Annotated in this window: 14 protein-coding genes; 10 read left to right on the forward strand and 4 right to left on the reverse strand. The window is 67.0% G+C overall.

The genetic code is table 11. The features are described 5' to 3' along the window. Nucleotides 1-105 precede the first annotated feature (105 nt). Nucleotides 106-765 (reverse strand): aspartate/glutamate racemase family protein, encoded by a 660-nt coding sequence (locus tag QX132_RS05920; protein ID WP_315772054.1) that lies wholly within the window; start codon nucleotides 763-765, stop codon nucleotides 106-108. 128 nt (nucleotides 766-893) lie between these two features. Between QX132_RS05920 and hydA the strand changes: the two genes are divergently transcribed. The 3 genes from hydA to QX132_RS05935 all read left to right on the forward strand — a co-directional run bounded on the left by hydA (nucleotide 894) and on the right by QX132_RS05935 (nucleotide 4296). Then, a complete protein-coding gene (gene hydA / locus QX132_RS05925; protein WP_316160387.1) occupies nucleotides 894-2363 on the forward strand; it encodes a dihydropyrimidinase in 1470 nt (489 codons plus the stop codon). A 198-nt stretch (nucleotides 2364-2561) separates the two neighbouring features. Further along, a complete protein-coding gene (locus tag QX132_RS05930; RefSeq protein ID WP_316160389.1) occupies nucleotides 2562-3533 on the forward strand; it encodes an NAD(P)-dependent oxidoreductase in 972 nt (323 codons plus the stop codon). 1 nt (nucleotide 3534) lies between these two features. Further along, nucleotides 3535-4296, forward strand: a complete 762-nt coding sequence (locus QX132_RS05935; protein WP_315781826.1) for an SDR family oxidoreductase — start codon at nucleotides 3535-3537, stop codon at nucleotides 4294-4296. 1 nt (nucleotide 4297) lies between these two features. Here the strand turns inward: QX132_RS05935 and QX132_RS05940 are convergent, their stop codons facing one another. Next, nucleotides 4298-5194: a LysR substrate-binding domain-containing protein gene (locus QX132_RS05940; RefSeq protein ID WP_315772059.1), complete on the reverse strand. Its 897-nt coding sequence runs from the start codon at nucleotides 5192-5194 to the stop codon at nucleotides 4298-4300. A gap of 210 nt (nucleotides 5195-5404) precedes the next feature. Between QX132_RS05940 and QX132_RS05945 the strand changes: the two genes are divergently transcribed. The 6 genes from QX132_RS05945 to QX132_RS05970 all read left to right on the forward strand — a co-directional run bounded on the left by QX132_RS05945 (nucleotide 5405) and on the right by QX132_RS05970 (nucleotide 13710). Beyond that, nucleotides 5405-6820 carry an NAD(P)/FAD-dependent oxidoreductase gene (locus QX132_RS05945; RefSeq protein WP_315772062.1) on the forward strand — a complete coding sequence of 472 codons (1416 nt, stop codon included), beginning with the start codon at nucleotides 5405-5407 and terminating at the stop codon, nucleotides 6818-6820. A 113-nt stretch (nucleotides 6821-6933) separates the two neighbouring features. Beyond that, nucleotides 6934-8553, forward strand: coding sequence for an ABC transporter substrate-binding protein (locus QX132_RS05950; protein ID WP_315772063.1), 1620 nt, complete (start codon nucleotides 6934-6936; stop codon nucleotides 8551-8553). 18 nt (nucleotides 8554-8571) lie between these two features. Beyond that, nucleotides 8572-9603: an ABC transporter permease gene (locus QX132_RS05955; protein WP_315796754.1), complete on the forward strand. Its 1032-nt coding sequence runs from the start codon at nucleotides 8572-8574 to the stop codon at nucleotides 9601-9603. A gap of 2 nt (nucleotides 9604-9605) precedes the next feature. Further along, a complete protein-coding gene (locus QX132_RS05960; protein ID WP_315796755.1) occupies nucleotides 9606-10466 on the forward strand; it encodes an ABC transporter permease in 861 nt (286 codons plus the stop codon). A gap of 47 nt (nucleotides 10467-10513) precedes the next feature. Beyond that, entirely contained in the window at nucleotides 10514-12175 is a 1662-nt protein-coding gene (nikE, locus tag QX132_RS05965) for an ABC transporter ATP-binding protein (RefSeq protein WP_316160391.1), read from the forward strand. A 119-nt stretch (nucleotides 12176-12294) separates the two neighbouring features. Continuing rightward, nucleotides 12295-13710, forward strand: coding sequence for an FAD-binding oxidoreductase (locus QX132_RS05970; RefSeq protein ID WP_316160393.1), 1416 nt, complete (start codon nucleotides 12295-12297; stop codon nucleotides 13708-13710). 47 nt (nucleotides 13711-13757) lie between these two features. On the opposite strand, the gene QX132_RS05975 is transcribed toward QX132_RS05970, so the two are convergent. Then, a complete protein-coding gene (locus tag QX132_RS05975) occupies nucleotides 13758-15239 on the reverse strand; it encodes a mannitol dehydrogenase family protein (protein ID WP_316160394.1) in 1482 nt (493 codons plus the stop codon). A 22-nt stretch (nucleotides 15240-15261) separates the two neighbouring features. Next, a complete protein-coding gene (locus tag QX132_RS05980) occupies nucleotides 15262-16272 on the reverse strand; it encodes a Zn-dependent oxidoreductase (RefSeq protein WP_316160395.1) in 1011 nt (336 codons plus the stop codon). A 173-nt stretch (nucleotides 16273-16445) separates the two neighbouring features. Between QX132_RS05980 and QX132_RS05985 the strand changes: the two genes are divergently transcribed. Then, nucleotides 16446-17462: a TRAP transporter substrate-binding protein gene (locus QX132_RS05985; RefSeq protein ID WP_316160396.1), complete on the forward strand. Its 1017-nt coding sequence runs from the start codon at nucleotides 16446-16448 to the stop codon at nucleotides 17460-17462. Nucleotides 17463-17611 lie beyond the last annotated feature (149 nt).

Genomic DNA, 17611 nt, shown 5'->3' on the forward strand with positions numbered 1-17611 from the left:
CGCAGCCGGTGGTTATGGGTCTCGGCTCAAGGCCGGGACGACAGCCGTGTGTGAGGCGACCGGTCGGGCAGATCAGCGAATGCAGAGCGCAAGGCTCAGCGCCACTCACCCAGCAAACGCCACCGCGCCGAGCGCCATCGTCACCGCAGCCTGGGTCGGATCGATCACCGGAATCCCCAGCGCCTCCTCTAAGCTCTTCCGGTGCCGCGCCATGCCGGCGCAACCCATCACGATGGCGCCGGCGCCGTCCTCCTCCTTCAGCGCGCGGCCGACCGCGATCATCTTCGCCAAGGTGCCTTCGCCTGACGCCGTCTCCGCCACGGTCATGTCCAACGGCCGTTCCGCGGCCAACCGATCCATCAAGCCCATCTGGCGGAGATAGCGGATGTGGCGGCGGATCGAGCGCTGCGCGATGGCGAGAACGCCGAACGTGTCGGCGCGGGTCAGCGCGGTGAGCACGCCGCATTCGGCGATGCCGAGCACCGGCCGTGCCGTGGCCTCGCGGCAGACATGCAGGCCAGGGTCGCTGTAGCAGGCGATCACGAACGCGCTGGACGCGTTGTCGCCCTCGACGAGACGCCGCAGCGGCAGGGTGACGCTGTCGGCGTCCTTCTGGCTCTCGATGCCGTATGGACCTTCCTTCAAGGTCTCGCAGACGATCTCCGGCCCGTCGGCGAACATCAGCGGCTTGAGCGCCGCCGCCAAGCCGTCGGTGACCACCTGGTTGGAGTTCGGATTGATCACGGTGATGCGCGGGCGGGACATGGGAGCTACCTGCTTCTTCAGTGTTGACGGCGCGTGACAGGCAACCACTATGCCATGGCTGACGCAATGGGGCCGATGCGGTTGCCTCGCGTCCACGGCGTTCCATCTGGCAGAACTAGGAGATCGCGATGACCGAGCCGGCCTATGACCTGATCATCCGGAGAGGGCGCGTCGCCACCACCACCGACACGTTCGAGGCCGACGTCGCCATATCAGGCGAAGCCATCGCGGCGATCGGCCGCGGGCTCGGCCCGGCCAAGCGCGAGATCGATGCGCGCGGCAAGTATGTGCTGCCCGGCGGCGTCGACAGCCATTGCCATATCGAGCAGCTCTCGGCGGCAGGGATCGTCAATGCCGACACGTTCGAGAGCGCCACCACGTCGGCCGCGTTCGGTGGCACCACGTCCGTGATCTCCTTCGCAGCCCAGCATGTCGGCATGCAGTTGCCGCAGGTGGTCGAGGACTATCACGCGCTGGCGCGCAAGGGGGCCGTGATCGACTACGCGTTCCACATGATCGTCGCCGATCCGACCAGGGAGACGCTGGAGCGCGATCTGCCGGCGCTGATCCGCCAGGGCCACGGCTCGATCAAGATCTTCATGACCTACGACCGGCTCAAGATCGACGACGAGCCGCTGCTCGACATTCTCGTCGCCGCGCGCGAAGGCGGCGCCATGCTGTGCGCGCACGCCGAGAACCATGGCATCATCTCCTGGATGGTGAAGCGGCTGCTGTCGCGCGGCTACACCGCGCCGAAATATCACGCTATCAGCCACGCCCGCTTCTCCGAGGCCGAGGCGTTCAACCGGCTGATCGGCATGGCCGCCCTCGTCGATCAGCCGATCATGATCTTCCACGTCTCGACCGCGGAAGGCGCCAAGGTGATCCGGGATGCGCGCGGGCAGGGGCTGAAGGTGTTTGCTGAGACGTGCCCGCAATATCTGTTCATGACGGCCGATGATCTCGACAAGCCCGGCATCGAGGGTGCGAAGTGGATGTGCAGTCCGCCGCCGCGCCGCGCGCCCGATCAGGAGGCGCTGTGGCAGGCGCTGTCGCTCGGCGACCTGCAGACGATCTCTTCCGATCACGCGCCGTATCGGTTCGACGAAACCGGCAAGCTGCGCGCCGGCCCCAACCCCAACTTCAAGCAGATCGCCAACGGCCTGCCGGGCCTGGAGCTGCGGCTGCCGCTCTTGTTCGACGCGATGGTGTCTAACGGGCGGCTGGGCCTCAACAAGTTCGTCGAGCTGACAGCGACGGCGCCGGCCAAGATCTACAATCTGCATCCGAGAAAGGGCGCGATCGCGATCGGCGCCGATGCCGACATCGCGCTGTGGGATCCGGACAAGCACGTCACGATCAGCGATGCCGCCATGCACGACCTCGCCGGCTACACGCCATTTGCCGGGCGCAGCGTGCAGGGTTGGCCGGTGACCGTGCTGTCGCGCGGCCGCGTCATCGTTGACGGCGGCAGACTGTCGGCCCAGCCCGGCTCCGGCCAGTTCCTCGCCCGCAGCGGTGGCGAGGCTGCGAAGCCGACGGGGCGCCTGGTCGCGGATATGGACCCGGAGCAGAATTTTGGGGCGAAGCTGCTCTAGGCGCGAAGAGCTGTTGGAGTAGCTGATCATGTCGACGCGGTCGCTCCGCTGTCCGCCGTCCTGCCCGGGCTCGACCCGGGCATCCACGTGCTTCCCAGGATGCTGCCGGACGTGGATGGCCGGGACGGCGCTAGGCCATGACGTGGGGAGAGAGCTGAATGCCCTTCGTCGATCGCTGTCCACGCGAGGAACTCTTTGATGCATGTCCTGATCTTCGGCGGCGCCGGCTTCGTCGGGCTCAACATTGCGCAAGGCCTGCTGGAGCGCGGCCATGCCGCGACGATCTTTGACGCAGCAGGTTTGCCGGCGGCAGCGCAGCGCGCCCTCGCGCCGTATCGCGAGCGTCTGCACCTGGTGCAGGGCGACGTCACCGATGCGAGCGCCGTCGCGGCCGCCGTCGCCAGCGGCTGCGATGCCGTCGTGCTCGGCGCCGCGATCACTGCCGGGCCCGAGCGCGATGCGGCTGACCCGGAGCGCATCCTCGCGGTCAATCTGCTTGCGCAGGTGCCGATCCTGCAGGCGGCGCGCGGCAGCGGCATCCGCCGCGTCATCAACCTGTCCTCGGCGGCGTCCTATGGCGACAGCGGTCAGCGCTTTGCCGTGCTGGAGGAGACCATGCCGTGCGAGCCGGTATCGCTCTATGCGATCACCAAGTTCGCCTCCGAGCGCGTCGCCGCGCGGCTGTCGGATCTGTGGCAAACCGACGTGATCAGCGTGCGCCTGTCGGCGGTCTTCGGCCCTTTCGAGCGCGCCGGCGGCGTGCGCGACACGCCATCGCCGCAGGCGCTGATCGCGGCCTGTTGCGCGCGCAATGCGCCGGCGCTGCTGAACGAGCCGGGCGACAAGGACTGGGTCTATGCGGTCGACGTCGCCGACGCCGTCTGCCGGTTGCTGGAAGCCGAGAGGCCGCAGCACAGGCTCTACAACATCTCCAACGCAGCCATGTTTACCGCCGAGGCCTGGGGCCGCGCCTTCGCGCAAGGCCGCTCCGGTTTCGTCTGCCGGCTCGCGGAGCAGGGCGAGGCGCCGACGGTGCCGGTGTTTGCTCCGAACCGCGGCCGGCTGTCGACGACGCGACTGGCCGAGGAGTTCGGCTGGCGCGCGCGCTTCGACTGCGCGGCATCGGCGGAGCATTTCGGCCGCTGGTTCGATCAGCACGGGAGAGATTGAGATGAGGCTTGCAGGCAAGGTCGCGATCGTCACCGGCGGCGGCTCCGGCATTGGGCGCGCCAGCGCCGTGATGTTCGCGCGCGAGGGGGCGCATCTCGCCCTGGTCGATCGCGACGCTGCGGGCGCGGATGAGACGCTGGCGCTTGTGCGGAGCGCGGGCGGGGATGGCAGCGTCCATGTCGGCGATGTCGGTGATGCCGACTTTGCCAAGGCGACCATCGAGGGCGTGGCCGGGGCACGGTGCCGGCTCGACGTGCTGATGACCGCGGCCGGCTTCTCCTGTGGCGGCACCGTCGTCACCACCGATCCCGCCGACTGGGACGCGGTGTTCCGCGCCAATGTCGGCGGCACCTGGCTGTGGGCCAAGATCGCGGTGCCGATCATGCAGAAGCAGAAGGCCGGATCGATCATCACCGTGGCGTCGCAGCTTGCGGTCGCCGGCGGCAAAGGCAACAGCGCCTATATCGCCGCCAAGGGCGCGATCATCAGCCTGACCCGCACCATGGCGGTCGACTTCGCCGCCGATGGCATCCGCGTCAATGCGCTGGCGCCGGGCGCGATCGACACGCCGCTGCTGCGCCGGAGCTTTGCGCGCCACGCCGATCCCGAGCCGGTGCGCGAGGCCTCACGCCAGCGCCACGCCATGAAGCGCTTTGGCGCGGCAGACGAGGTCGCGGCCGCCGCGCTGTTCCTCGCCAGCGACGAGGCGTCGTTCACGACCGGCATCGTGCTGCCGGTCGATGGCGGCTGGCTGGCGGCGTAGCTCAACGCCTCGCAGTGCCGGATTTCCGATCGCGCCCGCGCAAAATGTCCGCAAGCGCGGCCGCGTTGCGTGATAGCGGCTCGAAGCGTGGCGTCAGCAGATGCGCGCGCATCGGAATTTTCGGTGCGAGTGGCCGTGCCGCGAGGTCGGGCCAGGCGCGGCCGCGCAGCACGAATTCGTCGACCACGGCAAGGCCCGCGCCGGCGCGGGCCATGGCGCAGGCGTCGGGCGTGTAGCGCACGATGGTGGTCGGCTCCGGGCCGCCGGCGAGGGCCGATGTGACGATGTGGCCATAAGGCGTCTGCCGGCCGAAGCCGACCAGCGGATAGGGCAGCATGTCCTTCGGCCTGATGCTGCGCAGCTTCGCCAGGGCATGATCGGCCGGCATGATCACGTGCAGCGCGCCCTCCGCGATCGTCTCGACCGCGACTGTCGGCTCGTCGACCGGCAGCACGGTGATGCCGAGATCGGCGCGGGCTGTGCCGACGCGGCTGACGATCTCCAGCAGGGTCAGCGACTCGAACTCGACACGCAGGTCGGGAAAGCGGCCGCGCAGCCGCGCCAGCGCCTCCGGCACCATGCTGTGTCCCGCGCTCGGGCTCGCCACCACGCGGATCGTCCCGGTGCCGCCCGCGCGCAACTCGTCGGCGAGATCGTTGATGCGCGCGACGCCGCGATGGACGTGCTCGACCTCGGCGAACAGCCGCCTGGCCTCCGGCGTCGGCTGCACCCGGCCGCTGATGCGCTCGAACAGCTTGAGCTTGAGGCCATCCTCGGTATAGGCCAGCAGCCGGCTGATCGCGGGCTGCGACACGGACAGCAGCCGCGCAGCGCCGCTGATCGAGCCTGTCATCATGATGGCGCGGAACACCTCGATCTGGCGCAGATTGAGCGGCATGCGACCTCTTGTCTCGCTGCGGATGGCTGTCGATTCTAGCTGCCGCTGCCGTCCCATAACAAGCTGTTATGGGCGGCGGACAAATCGGTATGGTCGGCTCCAGGCTCGCTTTGCTAAGCTTCGCTCGCCGGGTGACATGACTGATGGAGAGAGCGTGAGCGACAGCGAGCGTGTCGATCGCGATTGCGCGTGTTTCATCCGGTGGCCGGCATGAGCGCCGGTCTCGCCGCGCTGACGGCCCAGGTCCGCAGCGATCTTGCCAGGATCGCGCATCCCAGCATGCCATGGCTGACGCCTATCATCGGTCCCGATGGCCGACCTGCGCGCGATGTGTTGATCGTCGGCGGCGGCCAATCGGGTCTTGCCACCGCCTTCGCCCTGCTGCGCTCACGCGTCAGCAATATTCTCGTGCTCGACAAGGCCGAAGCTGGCCGCGAAGGACCGTGGCTCAGCTATGCGCGCATGCCGACCCTGCGCAGCCCGAAAGATTTCACCGGACCGGATCTCGACATACCCTGTCTGACCTATCAGGCGTGGCACGAGGCGAAGTTCGGCGGCGAGAGCTGGCGCAATCTTGACCTGATTCCGCGCGAATATTGGGCAGACTATCTCGCCTGGTATCGCGAGGAGCTCGACCTTCCCGTGCGCAACGGCTGCGAGGTCGTCGATATCGCGCCGGCCGCTGATGGACTGCTGCAGGCGACCGTGCGCAGCAAGGATGGTGAGGCGACGATCTACGCCCGCAAGATCGTGCTGGCGACCGGGCAGGAGGGGATGGGCGACTGGAGCATTCCGGAGCCGCTGCGCCATTTGCCCGCAACGCGCGGCGCCCATTCCGGCGCCGAGATCGATTTCGACAGCTTGCGCGGCCGCCGCGTCGCCGTGATCGGCGCCGGTGCCTCGGCGTTCGACAATGCGGCGGCTGCGCTCGAAGCCGGTGCGGCGCGCGTCGATCTGCTATGCCGCCGAGCGGAAATCCAGCTGATCCAGCCCTATCGCTGGCTGACGTTCCGCGGTTTCCTGCGGCATTTCTCCGAGCTCGACGACGTCTGGCGCTGGCGTTTCATGCGCGCGGTCCTCGAGTTGCGCGAGGGCTTTCCGCAGCACACCTATGATCGCTGCGCCCGTCATGCCGCGTTCCATCTACACGAGGGCGCGCCGATCGTGGCCGCGTGCGAAACGTCCGACGGAGTCGTGCTGCGGACACCGCAAGACGAAGTCACAGTCGATTTCGTAGTCAGCGCGACGGGCATCTCGATGGACTTCGCAAAGCGTCCGGAGCTGCAGAGCTTTGCCGCCAACATCGCACGCTGGTGCGATCGCTACACGCCCGACGCCAGCGAGCGCAACGACCGGCTCGGCGCCTTTCCCTATCTCGCCGACGACTATGCGCTGTGCGAGCGTGTGGCTGGCGCAACGCCGTGGATCCGCGACGTCCATGTGTTTGCCATTGCCTCGACGATGAGCTTCGGCGCGTCGGGTTCTTCCATCAATGCAATGACCACAGCGGTGCCGAAGCTCGTGCATGGGCTGACGCGCGGGTTGTTCAAGGCCGACATCGACAAGCATTGGGCCAGCTTCCAGGCCTACGATGTGAAGCAGGCCGAGGTGCGCCGTGGCACGTGAATTGCTGCTGCGATCTCATCTGATGCGCTCCCATCTGATGCGCTTGCGCCGCCGGTGACCGCTGGCAGGGTATTTCAGTCCCGGATTTTGAGACCAATGAGGGAACAAGGGCGATGAGTTTCGAGATGTCCAAACGTTCGTTGTTCGCTGCGACCGCCTTGCTCGCGGTGATGCTGGTTGCGCCATCGGCGCATGCGCAGAGCCGCGCCGAGACTCTGCGCTATGTCACCGGTGCCACCGTCAACACGCTCGATCCGAACATTCCGGGCTCGACGCGCGAGGCCTTCGCGCTGTCGATGTCGAGCTACGACCGGCTGGTGTCGTTCGGTCGCAAGCAGCTCAATGGTAAGTGGGTGTTCGATCTCGACACGATCACCGGCGAGCTCGCTGAATCCTATCAGGTCAGCGCTGACGGTTTGAAGATCACCTTCAAGCTGCGCCCCGACGCCAAGTTCCAGGACGGCTCGCCGGTGACGGCCGAGGACGTCAAATGGTCGCTCGACCGCTGCGTCAGCGCGCCGATCCTCGGCAAGGCGCAACTGCTGACGGGCTCGCTGACGTCGGCCGATCAGTTCAAGGTCATTGATCCCCTGACGTTCGAAGTGACCTTGCCGAAGCCGGACAAGCTGGCGCTGCCGAATCTCGCGACCGTCTATCCGATCATCATCAACTCCAAGCTGGCCAAGGCGCATGCGACGGCTGAAGATCCCTGGGCGCTGAACTGGACCAAGGAGAACGCGGCCGGCAGCGGCGCCTACATCGTCGAGACCTTCAAGCCCGGCGAGCAAGTGATCGCCAAGCGCAACGAGGCCTGGAACCGCGGCACGCCGGACAAGCCGGCGGCGTTCAAGCGCCTGATCATCCAGTCGGTGCCGGAGCCGGCGACGCGCGCCAACCTCGTCGAGCGCGGTGATGCCGATCTGGTCATCGATCTGCAGGCGAGCGACGTGCAGTCGCTCGAAGGCAAGGGCAAGCTGAAGGTGATCTCGACGCCGCAATACAATGCGGTGACCTTCATCTCGATGAACAACACCATTCCGCCGTTCGACAACGTCAATGTGCGTCGCGCCATCGCCTCTGCGCTGCCCTATGACGACATGTTCAAGGCGGCCTTGTTCGGCCGCGGCGCGGCGCTCTACGGCGCGACGTGGGCTGACGGCAAGCCGCCGAGCGGCGGCTATCCGATCCCGCAGCCGATCAAGCTCGATCTGGAGAAGGCCAAGGCCTATCTGAAGGACGCCGGCATGGCGGACGGCTTCTCCACCACCTTCAGCTTCAATGTCGGCCAGGCGGCGACCGCCGAGCCGATGGCCGCATTGGTCAAGGAATCGCTCGCCAAGATCGGCATCAAGGTGGACATCCAGAAGCTGCCGGATGCGCAGATGTCGACCGCGATCAACGAGAAGAAGCTGCCGTTCTTCACCGAGGGCATCGTCGCCTGGCTGCCCTCGACCGACTACTTCTATCGCAACTTCTACACCGGCAAGCAGCGCTGGAACTACTCCTCGACCGACAATGCCGAGCTGGAGAAGATCGCGCAGGAGGCGCGCTTCGAGGCCGACAAGGCGAAATATGAGGAGCAGGGGAAGGCGCTCAACGCCGTCCATTTCGACCAGATGTTCCAGATCCCGATCTGGCAGGCGGCGCAGGACGCGGTGATGCAGCCGACGGTGGATGGCTATGTCTACCAGTTCACGCGGCAGGTCGATTATCGTAACCTGAGCCGCAAGTAACGGGGACGGCTGATAACCATGGGCACGATCGGCGCAACCTTGGCTCGGGCGGGACGGCGCTTCGTCTCGTCGCTGCCGGCGCTGTTCGGCGTCCTGGTGTTCACCTTTCTCTTGATGCGCGTGCTGCCGGGGGACCCGGCCGTGTTCTTTGCCTCCGGTCCCAATGCCGGCCAGGAGGAGATCGAGGTGATCCGCCGGCAGCTCGGGCTCGACAAGCCGCTGCCGAACCAGCTCGCGATCTATCTGTACGACGTCGGCCGCGGCAATCTCGGCCGTTCGATGATGACCGGGCAGGCCGTTGCCAAGGACCTCAAGGAGCGGCTGCCGGCCTCGCTGGAGCTGACGTTGACCGCGTTGCTGATCGCGCTGGTCTCGGCGGTGCCGCTTGGCGTGCTCGCAGCGCTCCGGCCAGGGTCGCTGGTCGATCACGGCGTGCGGCTGTTCTGCTCGCTCGGCGTCTGCGTGCCGACCTTCGTCTCCGGTCTGCTGCTGATCTACGTGTTCTATTATCTGCTCGGCTTCGCGCCGGACCCAACGGGCCGCATCGACATCTTCGCCACGCTGCCGCCGCAGCGCACCGGTTTCCTGATCATCGATTTCCTGCTCGCCGGCGATCTCGACGGCTGGTGGGCGGCGGCGCGGCAATTGATGCTGCCGGCGCTGACGATGGCGCTGTTCGTGATCGCGCCGCTGGCGCGGATCACCCGCGCCTCGATGCTGGTGTCGCTCGGCAGCGACTTCGTGCGCACCGCGCGCTCGGTCGGGCTGTCGTGGTGGCGCATCGTCGTCACCTATGCGCTGCGCAACGCGATCCTTCCGGTGATCACCATCGCAGGCATCGTATTCTCGACCATGCTCGGCGCCAACGTGCTGGTGGAGAAGGTGTTCTCCTGGCCGGGCGTCGCCTCCTACGCGCTCGATGCGCTGCTGGTGTCGGACTACGCGCCGGTGCAGGGCTTCGTGCTGCTGATGGCGACGATCTTCGTGATCGTCAATCTGCTGGTCGATGTGCTCTACGGCATCGCCGATCCCAGGGCGACAGTGGCGTGAGCATGAGCACGATCGAGACCGCGTCGACCCTGCGCCATACCGCGTTCGTGCTACGCGGCAATCCGGTCACCGCCGTCGCGGCCGGCGGCGCGCTGCTGCTGGCACTGATCGCGATCGTTGCGCCGTGGCTCGCGCCTTACGATCCTGTCGCGTCCGAGGTTTCCGCCGCGCTGCAGCCGCCGAGCGCGGCGCACTGGTTCGGCACCGACCAGCTCGGCCGCGACGTGCTGAGCCGCCTGATCGTCGCGAGCCGGCTCGATCTTACCATCGCGGTGACGGCGGTCGCCGTGTCCTTCGCGCTCGGGTCGGTCGTCGGCGCGCTGTGCGGCTATGCCGGCGGCCGGCTCGACAAGGCGGTCGGCCGCTTCGTCGACGTCCTGATGGCGTTCCCGCTGTTCGTGCTGGCGATGGCGATGGTCGCCGCGCTCGGCAACCGCGTCGAGAACATCGTGATCGCGACCGCGATCATCAATCTGCCGTTCTACATCCGCTTCGCCCGCGCCGAAGTGAACATCCGCCGTAATCTCGGCTGGGTCGAGGCCGCGCGGGCCTGCGGCGAGAGCCACATCGCCGTGGTGCTGCGCTTCCTGCTGCCGAACGTGCTGCCGGCGATGGCGGTGCAGATCTCGCTCAATCTCGGCTGGGCCATTCTCAATGCCGCGGGCCTCTCCTTCATCGGCCTCGGCGTCAAGCCGCCGACGCCGGAATGGGGCATCATGGTCGCCGAGGGCGCACGCTTCATCTCCACGGGGCGCTGGTGGCTGGTGGCGTTTCCCGGACTTGCGCTGATGAGCGCGGTGCTGTGCTTCAATCTGCTCGGCGACGGCCTGCGCGACATCCTGGATCCCCGGATGCGCACGTGATGTCTCGTCAAAACCAAGCAGAGCCGGGCGCATCCGAGGATGCGCACGTGACGGCGCCGCTGCTCGAGGTCGAGAACCTCAAGGTGACCTTCTCGACTCGTCGCGGCCTCGTCGAGGCGGTGCGCGGCGTGTCGCTGTCGCTGCAGCCCGGCGAGATGCTGGGCCTTGTCGGCGAGAGCGGCTCCGGCAAATCGGTGACCGGCTTTGCCATCACCCATCTGCTCGACAAGGCCGGCCGCATCACCGATGGCTGCATCCGCTTCAAGGGGCAGGACATCACCCGCGCCGACGGCGCCGATCTGCGCAGCCTGCATGGCGCAGCCATGGCGATGATCTTCCAGAACCCGCGCGCCGCGCTCAACCCGATCCGCACCGTCGGCCAGCAGATTGCGGATGCGATCCTCGCCCATCGCCGTCTGTCGCGGCAGGAGGCGCAGGCCGAGGCTCTGAGCTTGCTCAAGGCGGTGCAGATCCGCGATCCCGAGCGGCGCATGGGCGCCTATCCGCATGAGCTGTCCGGCGGCATGTGCCAGCGCGTGATGATCGCGATCGCGATCTCCTGCAGTCCGCAGCTCCTGGTCGCCGACGAGCCGACCACCGGCCTCGACGTCACCACGCAAAAGGTGGTGATGGACCTGCTCGCTCATATCGCCGCCGACCGCGGCATGGCGACGATCCTGATCACGCATGATCTCGGGCTCGCCGCGCGCTACTGCGCGCGCGTCGTGGTGATGGAGCAGGGCAGGCTGGTCGAGCAGGCCGAGCCGCTGACGCTGTTCCATCGCCCGCAGCACCCCTACACCAAGCGTCTGGTCGCGGCATCGCCGACGGCGACCTCGCGCATCGAGGATCTGGTGCCCGATGGCGAGAGGATTCCGTTGGTCGAGATAGGCGAGCTGCCGCCTCCGCCGCACGGCACGCCGCTGCTGCTCGACGTCAAGAACATCGTCAAGCGCTTCGACGACGGCACCGTTGGGGTGGCCGACTTCTCGATGACGATGCGCGGCGGCGAGAGCGTCGGCCTGGTCGGCGAGAGCGGCTCCGGCAAGAGCACGACCTCGCGCATGATCTGCCGCCTGATCGACCCCAGCGAGGGCGAGATCCTGTTCGACGGGCGGCCGATCGGCCAGATCCTGGCACGCGACTTCCACGCGAGCGAGCTGCGCAAGGACATTCAGATCGTCTTCCAGGATCCGAACGACAGCCTCAATCCGCGCTATACGGCGTTCGACTGCATCGCTCATCCGTTGTTTCGGCTGATGAACATGCGCAACGGCGACAAGCTGCGCCAGCGCGTGGAGGAATGCGCAGACCGCGTCGGGCTGCCGCGCGAGCTGTTGTCGCGCTTCCCGCATCAGCTCTCCGGCGGGCAGAAGGCGCGCGTCGGCATTGCGCGGGCCATCGCCTGCCGGCCGCGGCTGCTGGTGCTGGACGAGCCGACCGCGGCGCTCGACGTCTCCGTGCAGGCCGTGGTGCTGCAGCTCCTGAACCGTCTTCGGCGCGAGGACAATCTCGCCTTCCTGTTCGTCAGCCACGATCTCAACGTCGTGCGCATGATGTGCGACCGCACCATCGTGCTGCGTACCGGCCTGATCGTCGAGCAGGGCGAGAGCCGGGCGCTGTTCGCCAACCCGCAGACCGACTACACCCGCGAGCTGGTCGAAGCCGTGCCGCACATCGCGCCGCCAGTGGCGCTGGCGCCGGCCTGAACGCACCCATAACAATCGATTATGGACGCCGGACAACTTGGTATTGGGATCGCGATCGGCTGGCCTGTTAGTTTGCGGGCATCGGCCTCTCAAGCCATCAAAGGGTCAAAGCGCTGATCATGACGGAGCTGATCGAAAGGCTGCAGGGCGCCATCGGCGCGGCGCATGTTCTCGTCGCGGCCGAGGATCAGGCGCCATATCTGCGCGACTGGCTCGGCAAGTATCATGGCACCGCGATTGCGGTGGTGCGCCCCGGCTCGACCGCGGAGGTTGCGGCCGTGATGGTGGCCTGCGCCGAGGCGCGCTCCGCCGTGGTGCCGCAGGGCGGCCACACCAGCCTGTCCGGCGGCGCGACGCCGGATGCGGGCGGAAGGGCGGTCGTGCTGTCGCTGGCGCGGATGAACCGTATCCGCGCGGTCGATGCCATCGGCCAGACCATCGTGGTCGATGCCGGCGTCGTACTGGCCAAGGTGCAGGACGCCGCGCGCGCGGCCGGCTTGCTGTTTCCGCTCAGCCTGGGCTCCGAGGGCAGTTGCACCGTCGGCGGCAATCTCGCGGCGAATGCCGGCGGCGTCGCCGTGCTGCGTTATGGCGTGATGCGCGAGCTGACGCTCGGCCTCGAAGTGGTGCTGCCGGACGGCCGCATCTGGGATGGACTCCGGGCCTTGCGCAAGGACAACACCGGCTACGCGCTGCGCGATCTGTTCATCGGTTCGGAGGGAACGCTCGGCATCATCACCGGCGCCGTGCTCAAGCTGTTTCCGCAGCCGACCGCGCGTGCGACCGCCTTCGTCGCCGTGGCCGATGCAGCCGCCGCACTCGCGCTGCTGCGGCTGTCTCGTGCGCATTGCGGCGACCGGCTCACCGCGTTCGAGTTCCTGACCGCGGCGACGCTGGAGATGATCCTGCGCCAGATGCCGGACACGCGGCTGCCATTCGCGGCGCTTCCCGGCGCAGCAGTGCTGATCGAACTGAGCGACATTGGTGACGAGAGCGCGCTGACCGTGCGGCTCGAAACTGCGCTGGCCGAGGCGATGGCGAACGGGATCGCCTCAGATGCCGTGGTTGCTCAGGACGGCACGCAGGCGAAGGCTTTCTGGCGCATGCGCGAAAGCGTGTCGGAGGCGCTGGTGCGCGAGGGCAAGGCGCTCAAGCACGACATCGCCGTCCCCGTTGCCGAGATCGCCGATTTCGTTGATGTGATGGATGCAGCAGTCCGTGCGGCGCTGCCGGGCATCCGGCCCATGGTGTTCGGTCATCTCGGCGACGGCAACTTGCACTACAATCTGATGCGCCCGCTCGCCATGACCGAAGCCGAGTTCTACGCGCAGGGTCCGCGGATCACCCGCCTCGTCCATGACGAGATCACCCGCCGCCGCGGCTCGATCAGCGCCGAGCACGGCATCGGTCAGCTCCGCACCGCCGAGATGCCGCTGTGCAAGGCGCCGCTCGAGTTGGAACTGATGCGACAGCTCAAGGCTACGCTCGATCCGCATGGGCTGATGAATCCGGGCAAGCTGTTGCCGAACGTTTAGTTCGATGCTGATGTCGCCCGTTCGTCCTGGCCAGAGCCGGTGTGACGTCAGCCTACGTCTTGCCGGATCCGCGCGACAGTCGCACGGGTTCCATTCAGGAAGAGACTACCGAGTGCTGTCTCAACCGCACGCGCGAAACGAGGATCGTTCGGCAACTCGTGGCCGAAGACTGACGTAACCGACAACAACGCCGGCGCGAGCCGGCTCGCGACCGGGCCGGCCTCATCCGCCAGTGCGCGCAGCTTTGCCGCCAGCGGGTCGCGCAGCGCGATCGGCTGGCCGTGCTCGTCAGTGCCGCTGACGTAGCGCATCCATCCCGCAACGGCGAGCGCGAGCCGGGTGATCGGCACGCCGCGCGCCAGCCGGTCACGGATCGTGCCGAGCAGGCGCTGCGGCAGCTTCTGCGAGCCGTCCATCGCGATCTGCGCCGTGCGATGCTTGAGCGCCGGATTGCGGAAGCGGTTGAGCAGCGCGGCGCGATAGGCGATCACGTCGAAGCCGCCGAGCGCGGGCAGGGTCGGGGTGACCTCGTCGCGCATCATGTCCTCGACGAGGCCGGCGAGATCGGGCTCGGCCATGGCTGCGGCCACCGTCTCGCATCCCATGAGGTAGCCGAGATAGGCGAGCGTCGAATGCGCGCCGTTGAGCAGCCGGAGCTTCATCAGCTCGAACGGCGCGACGTCGCGGACGAACTGCGCGCCGCTGGCGTCCCAGGCCGGACGGTCGCCGCCGAAATCATCCGCGATGACCCATTGGCTGAACGGCTCGGTCACGACGGGCCAGGCATCGTCGAGGCCGAGCGCGGCGCTGACATCACTGCGGTCGGCGTCGGTGGTGGCCGGCACGATGCGGTCGACCATGGTCGAGGGAAAGCGGACATTGTCCGCGATCCATTCGGCGAGGTCGCGGTCGGTCAGCTCGGCGAAGGCGATGGCAAGGCCGCGCAAGGCGTGGCCATTGGCGGGAAGGTTGTCGCAGGCGAGCACGGTGTAGGGCGGCAGGCCCCGCTGCCGCCGCAGCCGCAGGCCGCCGACGATGAAGCCGAGCGTGCTTCGCGGATGCGTGAGATTGAGAGCGTCGTGACGGATGTCGGGGTCATCGGCGCGCAACGCGCCGGTGGCCGGATCGTGGCTGTAGCCCTTCTCGGTCACCGTCGTCGAGACGATACGCACCGCGGGATCGGCCAGCCGTGCGATCAGGCCCGCAGGATCTTCCGGCGCGACCGCAACGCCGGTGAGCGCGCCGATGACGCGCCGCGCATGGCCGGCGCCATCGCTGGCCGTCACGCTGTAGAGGCCGCCTTGCGGTTCGAGCGCATCGCGGGTGTCGGGTGAGCGTAAGGAGACGCCGAGGATGCCCCAGCGCGGATCGTCCTTGAGCAGCGCGTCGGTGTAGACGGCCTGGTGGCCGCGATGGAACGCGCCCAGTCCGAGATGGACGATCCCGGTCGCGACCGTCGTACGGTCGTAGTCCGGCCTGACGATGCCGGCGGGCAGGCGGTGGAGCGTGGCGGTGCCGAGGCGGTCCATGTTTTGGATCAGATGGTTTGCATCAGAAGATCAGCTGCACTTTGCAGCATTCGGTCTGGTTGTGCTCGAACGTCTCGAACGCGGTGGCGTAGGCGTCGAGCCTGAAGCGGTGGGTGATGAGGCGCTCCGGCTGCAAGGTGCCGCTGGCGAACCAGTCGATCACCTTGGCGAACTTGCCGCTGTTCAGCCGCGAGGCGTGGATCGAAAGCTCCTTCGCCGTGACCTTCTGCTGCACGATCGTGGACGGCTCGGCCGAGAAGCCGAGCAGGCCGATCCGCGCGGCGGGCGAGGCGATCTCGATCGCTTCAGTGAGAATGGCGGGGTGGCAGGCGGCATCGATGATCAGTGTCGGCTTGATGCCGGCGTCGGCGAGCGCTGCGGGCAGGGCGGTCTGTGCGGTGTTGATGACGCGATCGGCGCCATTGTGCCGCGCCGCGTCGAGGCGTTGGTCGATGCGGTCGGTGACGATCAGCTCCTTGATGCCATAGACGCGCTTGAGCACCTGGATCACCGTCAAGCCAATGGGCCCGGCGCCATAGACCAGCGCGATGTCGGAGGCGAAGACGCTTGTGTGGTCGGTGATGTTGGCGGCGATCGAAAACGGCTCGACCAGCGGCGCCTTGTCGTCGTCGACGCTGTCCGGCAGCAGATGCGCGTTCGCAGCCGGCACGCAGGCATATTCGGAAAAGCCGCCGTCGCGGTGGACGCCGAGCACGGCGAGTTCAGCGCAGACATTGGGACGGCCGACCGAGCAGGGATAGCAGTGGCCGCAGGCGACGACCGGATCGACCACGACGCGAGCGCCGAGCCGTGCGTCGACACCGTCGCCGAGCTTGTCGATGCGGCCGAAGAATTCATGGCCGATGACGCGCGGATAGCGCGCAAACGGGTTGCTGCCGTGAAGGATGTGGATGTCGGAGCCGCAGATGCCGGCGCGCTCGACCTTGATTCGGATCTCGCCGGCGGCGGGCTCGGGGATGGCGCGGGTTTCAATCGACAGGCGGCCGGGCCGCTCCACCACGAGGCTCTTCACGCGTTCCTCCATCCCCTCAGTGCTCATCTCGAAAGTGAGCCGCCGTCATATACCAACCTCGATACTTGGATACAAGTTATCTATTAAAAGCAGATTTGGTATCCATTATAGGCTGACGTTATAGGAATGACATACAAAAGGCCCCCAAGCGGGCCGGCAGGGGAGGTTTGCCAATGTCTTTGCCCACATCCATGTCCCGTCGCTGCTTCGTCGGCACCGCACTCGCGGGGGCGTCTGCCCTGGCGTTCGGGCCAGCCCACGCACAATCGGCCAAGTATCGCCTGCGTTACGGCACGGCGTTTCCCGCCACCCATCCCGGCGTCATCAGAATCATCGAGGCGTCGGAGGTCATCAAGAAGCAGACCAGTGGTCTGGTCGACCTGCAGGTCTATCCGAACAGCCAGCTCGGCAGCGAGCCCGACATGTTCTCGCAGGTGCGCAGCGGCGCGCTCGACTTCATGTCGACGTCAGGTGTGAACCAGACGGTGGTGCCGATCGGCGGCATCAATGCGGTGGCGTTCGCGTTCGAGAGTTACGACCAGGTGTGGTCGGCGATGGACGGCGATCTCGGCAACCATGTGCGCGGCGAGTTCGCCAAGGTCGGCCTGCACGTGCTCCCGAAATGCCTCGACAATGGCTATCGCAACATCACCTCCGGCGCCAAGCCGATCGCCTCGCCCGACGATCTCAAGGGCTTCAAGATCCGCGTGCCCGGCAATCCGCTGTGGGTGACGCTGTTCAAGACGCTCGGTGCTGCGCCGACGCCGATCAATTTCGGCGAGCTTTATGCGGCGCTGCAGACGCACATCGTCGACGGCCAGGAGAATCCGCTGGCGCTGATCCAGAGCGCCAAGCTCTACGAGGTGCAGAAATACATCGCGCTATCCGGCCATATCTGGGACGGTCACCACATCTTCGCCAATGCGACGCGCTGGAACGGTCTGCCCGCCGACGTGCGCGACGCCATCACCGCGGCGCTGTCGGAGGCCGCCGTGAAGGAGCGGCAGGACATCCAGAGCTTCAACGAAAAGGCGCAAGCGGAGATGCAAGGCGCCGGAATCACCTTCAACAAGGTTGATACCAAGCCGTTCCGCGATGCGCTGCGCTCCGCGGGCTTCTACACCGAGTGGAAGACCAAATTCGGCGCTGAGGCCTGGGGCCTGCTCGAGAAGTCGGTCGGCCAGCTCTGAGCGGGTCGTACGACCGCGTAATAGACAGCGCGCCCGCGGCCGTCCTTCGAGACGCCTGCCTCCGGCAGGCTCCTCAGGACGAGGAGTGACTACGTGGCACGACTTAGACCCTCATGGTGAGGAGCGTCGCATTTGCGACGCGTCTCGAA

The sequence above is a fragment of the Bradyrhizobium sp. SZCCHNRI20481 genome (assembly GCF_032485055.1).
Taxonomy (GTDB): Bacteria; Pseudomonadota; Alphaproteobacteria; order Rhizobiales; family Xanthobacteraceae; genus Bradyrhizobium.

Excerpts from the sequence above, each read along its gene's own strand:
- QX132_RS05920 (WP_315772054.1), bottom strand. The coding sequence starts at position 765 with ATGTCCCGCCCGCGCATCACCGTGATCAATCCGAACTCCAACCAGGTG.
- hydA (WP_316160387.1), top strand. The coding sequence starts at position 894 with ATGACCGAGCCGGCCTATGACCTGATCATCCGGAGAGGGCGCGTCGCC.
- QX132_RS05930 (WP_316160389.1), top strand. The coding sequence starts at position 2,562 with ATGCATGTCCTGATCTTCGGCGGCGCCGGCTTCGTCGGGCTCAACATT.
- QX132_RS05935 (WP_315781826.1), top strand. The coding sequence starts at position 3,535 with ATGAGGCTTGCAGGCAAGGTCGCGATCGTCACCGGCGGCGGCTCCGGC.
- QX132_RS05940 (WP_315772059.1), bottom strand. The coding sequence starts at position 5,194 with ATGCCGCTCAATCTGCGCCAGATCGAGGTGTTCCGCGCCATCATGATG.
- QX132_RS05945 (WP_315772062.1), top strand. The coding sequence starts at position 5,405 with ATGAGCGCCGGTCTCGCCGCGCTGACGGCCCAGGTCCGCAGCGATCTT.
- QX132_RS05950 (WP_315772063.1), top strand. The coding sequence starts at position 6,934 with ATGAGTTTCGAGATGTCCAAACGTTCGTTGTTCGCTGCGACCGCCTTG.
- QX132_RS05955 (WP_315796754.1), top strand. The coding sequence starts at position 8,572 with ATGGGCACGATCGGCGCAACCTTGGCTCGGGCGGGACGGCGCTTCGTC.
- QX132_RS05960 (WP_315796755.1), top strand. The coding sequence starts at position 9,606 with ATGAGCACGATCGAGACCGCGTCGACCCTGCGCCATACCGCGTTCGTG.
- QX132_RS05970 (WP_316160393.1), top strand. The coding sequence starts at position 12,295 with ATGACGGAGCTGATCGAAAGGCTGCAGGGCGCCATCGGCGCGGCGCAT.
- QX132_RS05975 (WP_316160394.1), bottom strand. The coding sequence starts at position 15,239 with ATGGACCGCCTCGGCACCGCCACGCTCCACCGCCTGCCCGCCGGCATC.
- QX132_RS05985 (WP_316160396.1), top strand. The coding sequence starts at position 16,446 with ATGTCTTTGCCCACATCCATGTCCCGTCGCTGCTTCGTCGGCACCGCA.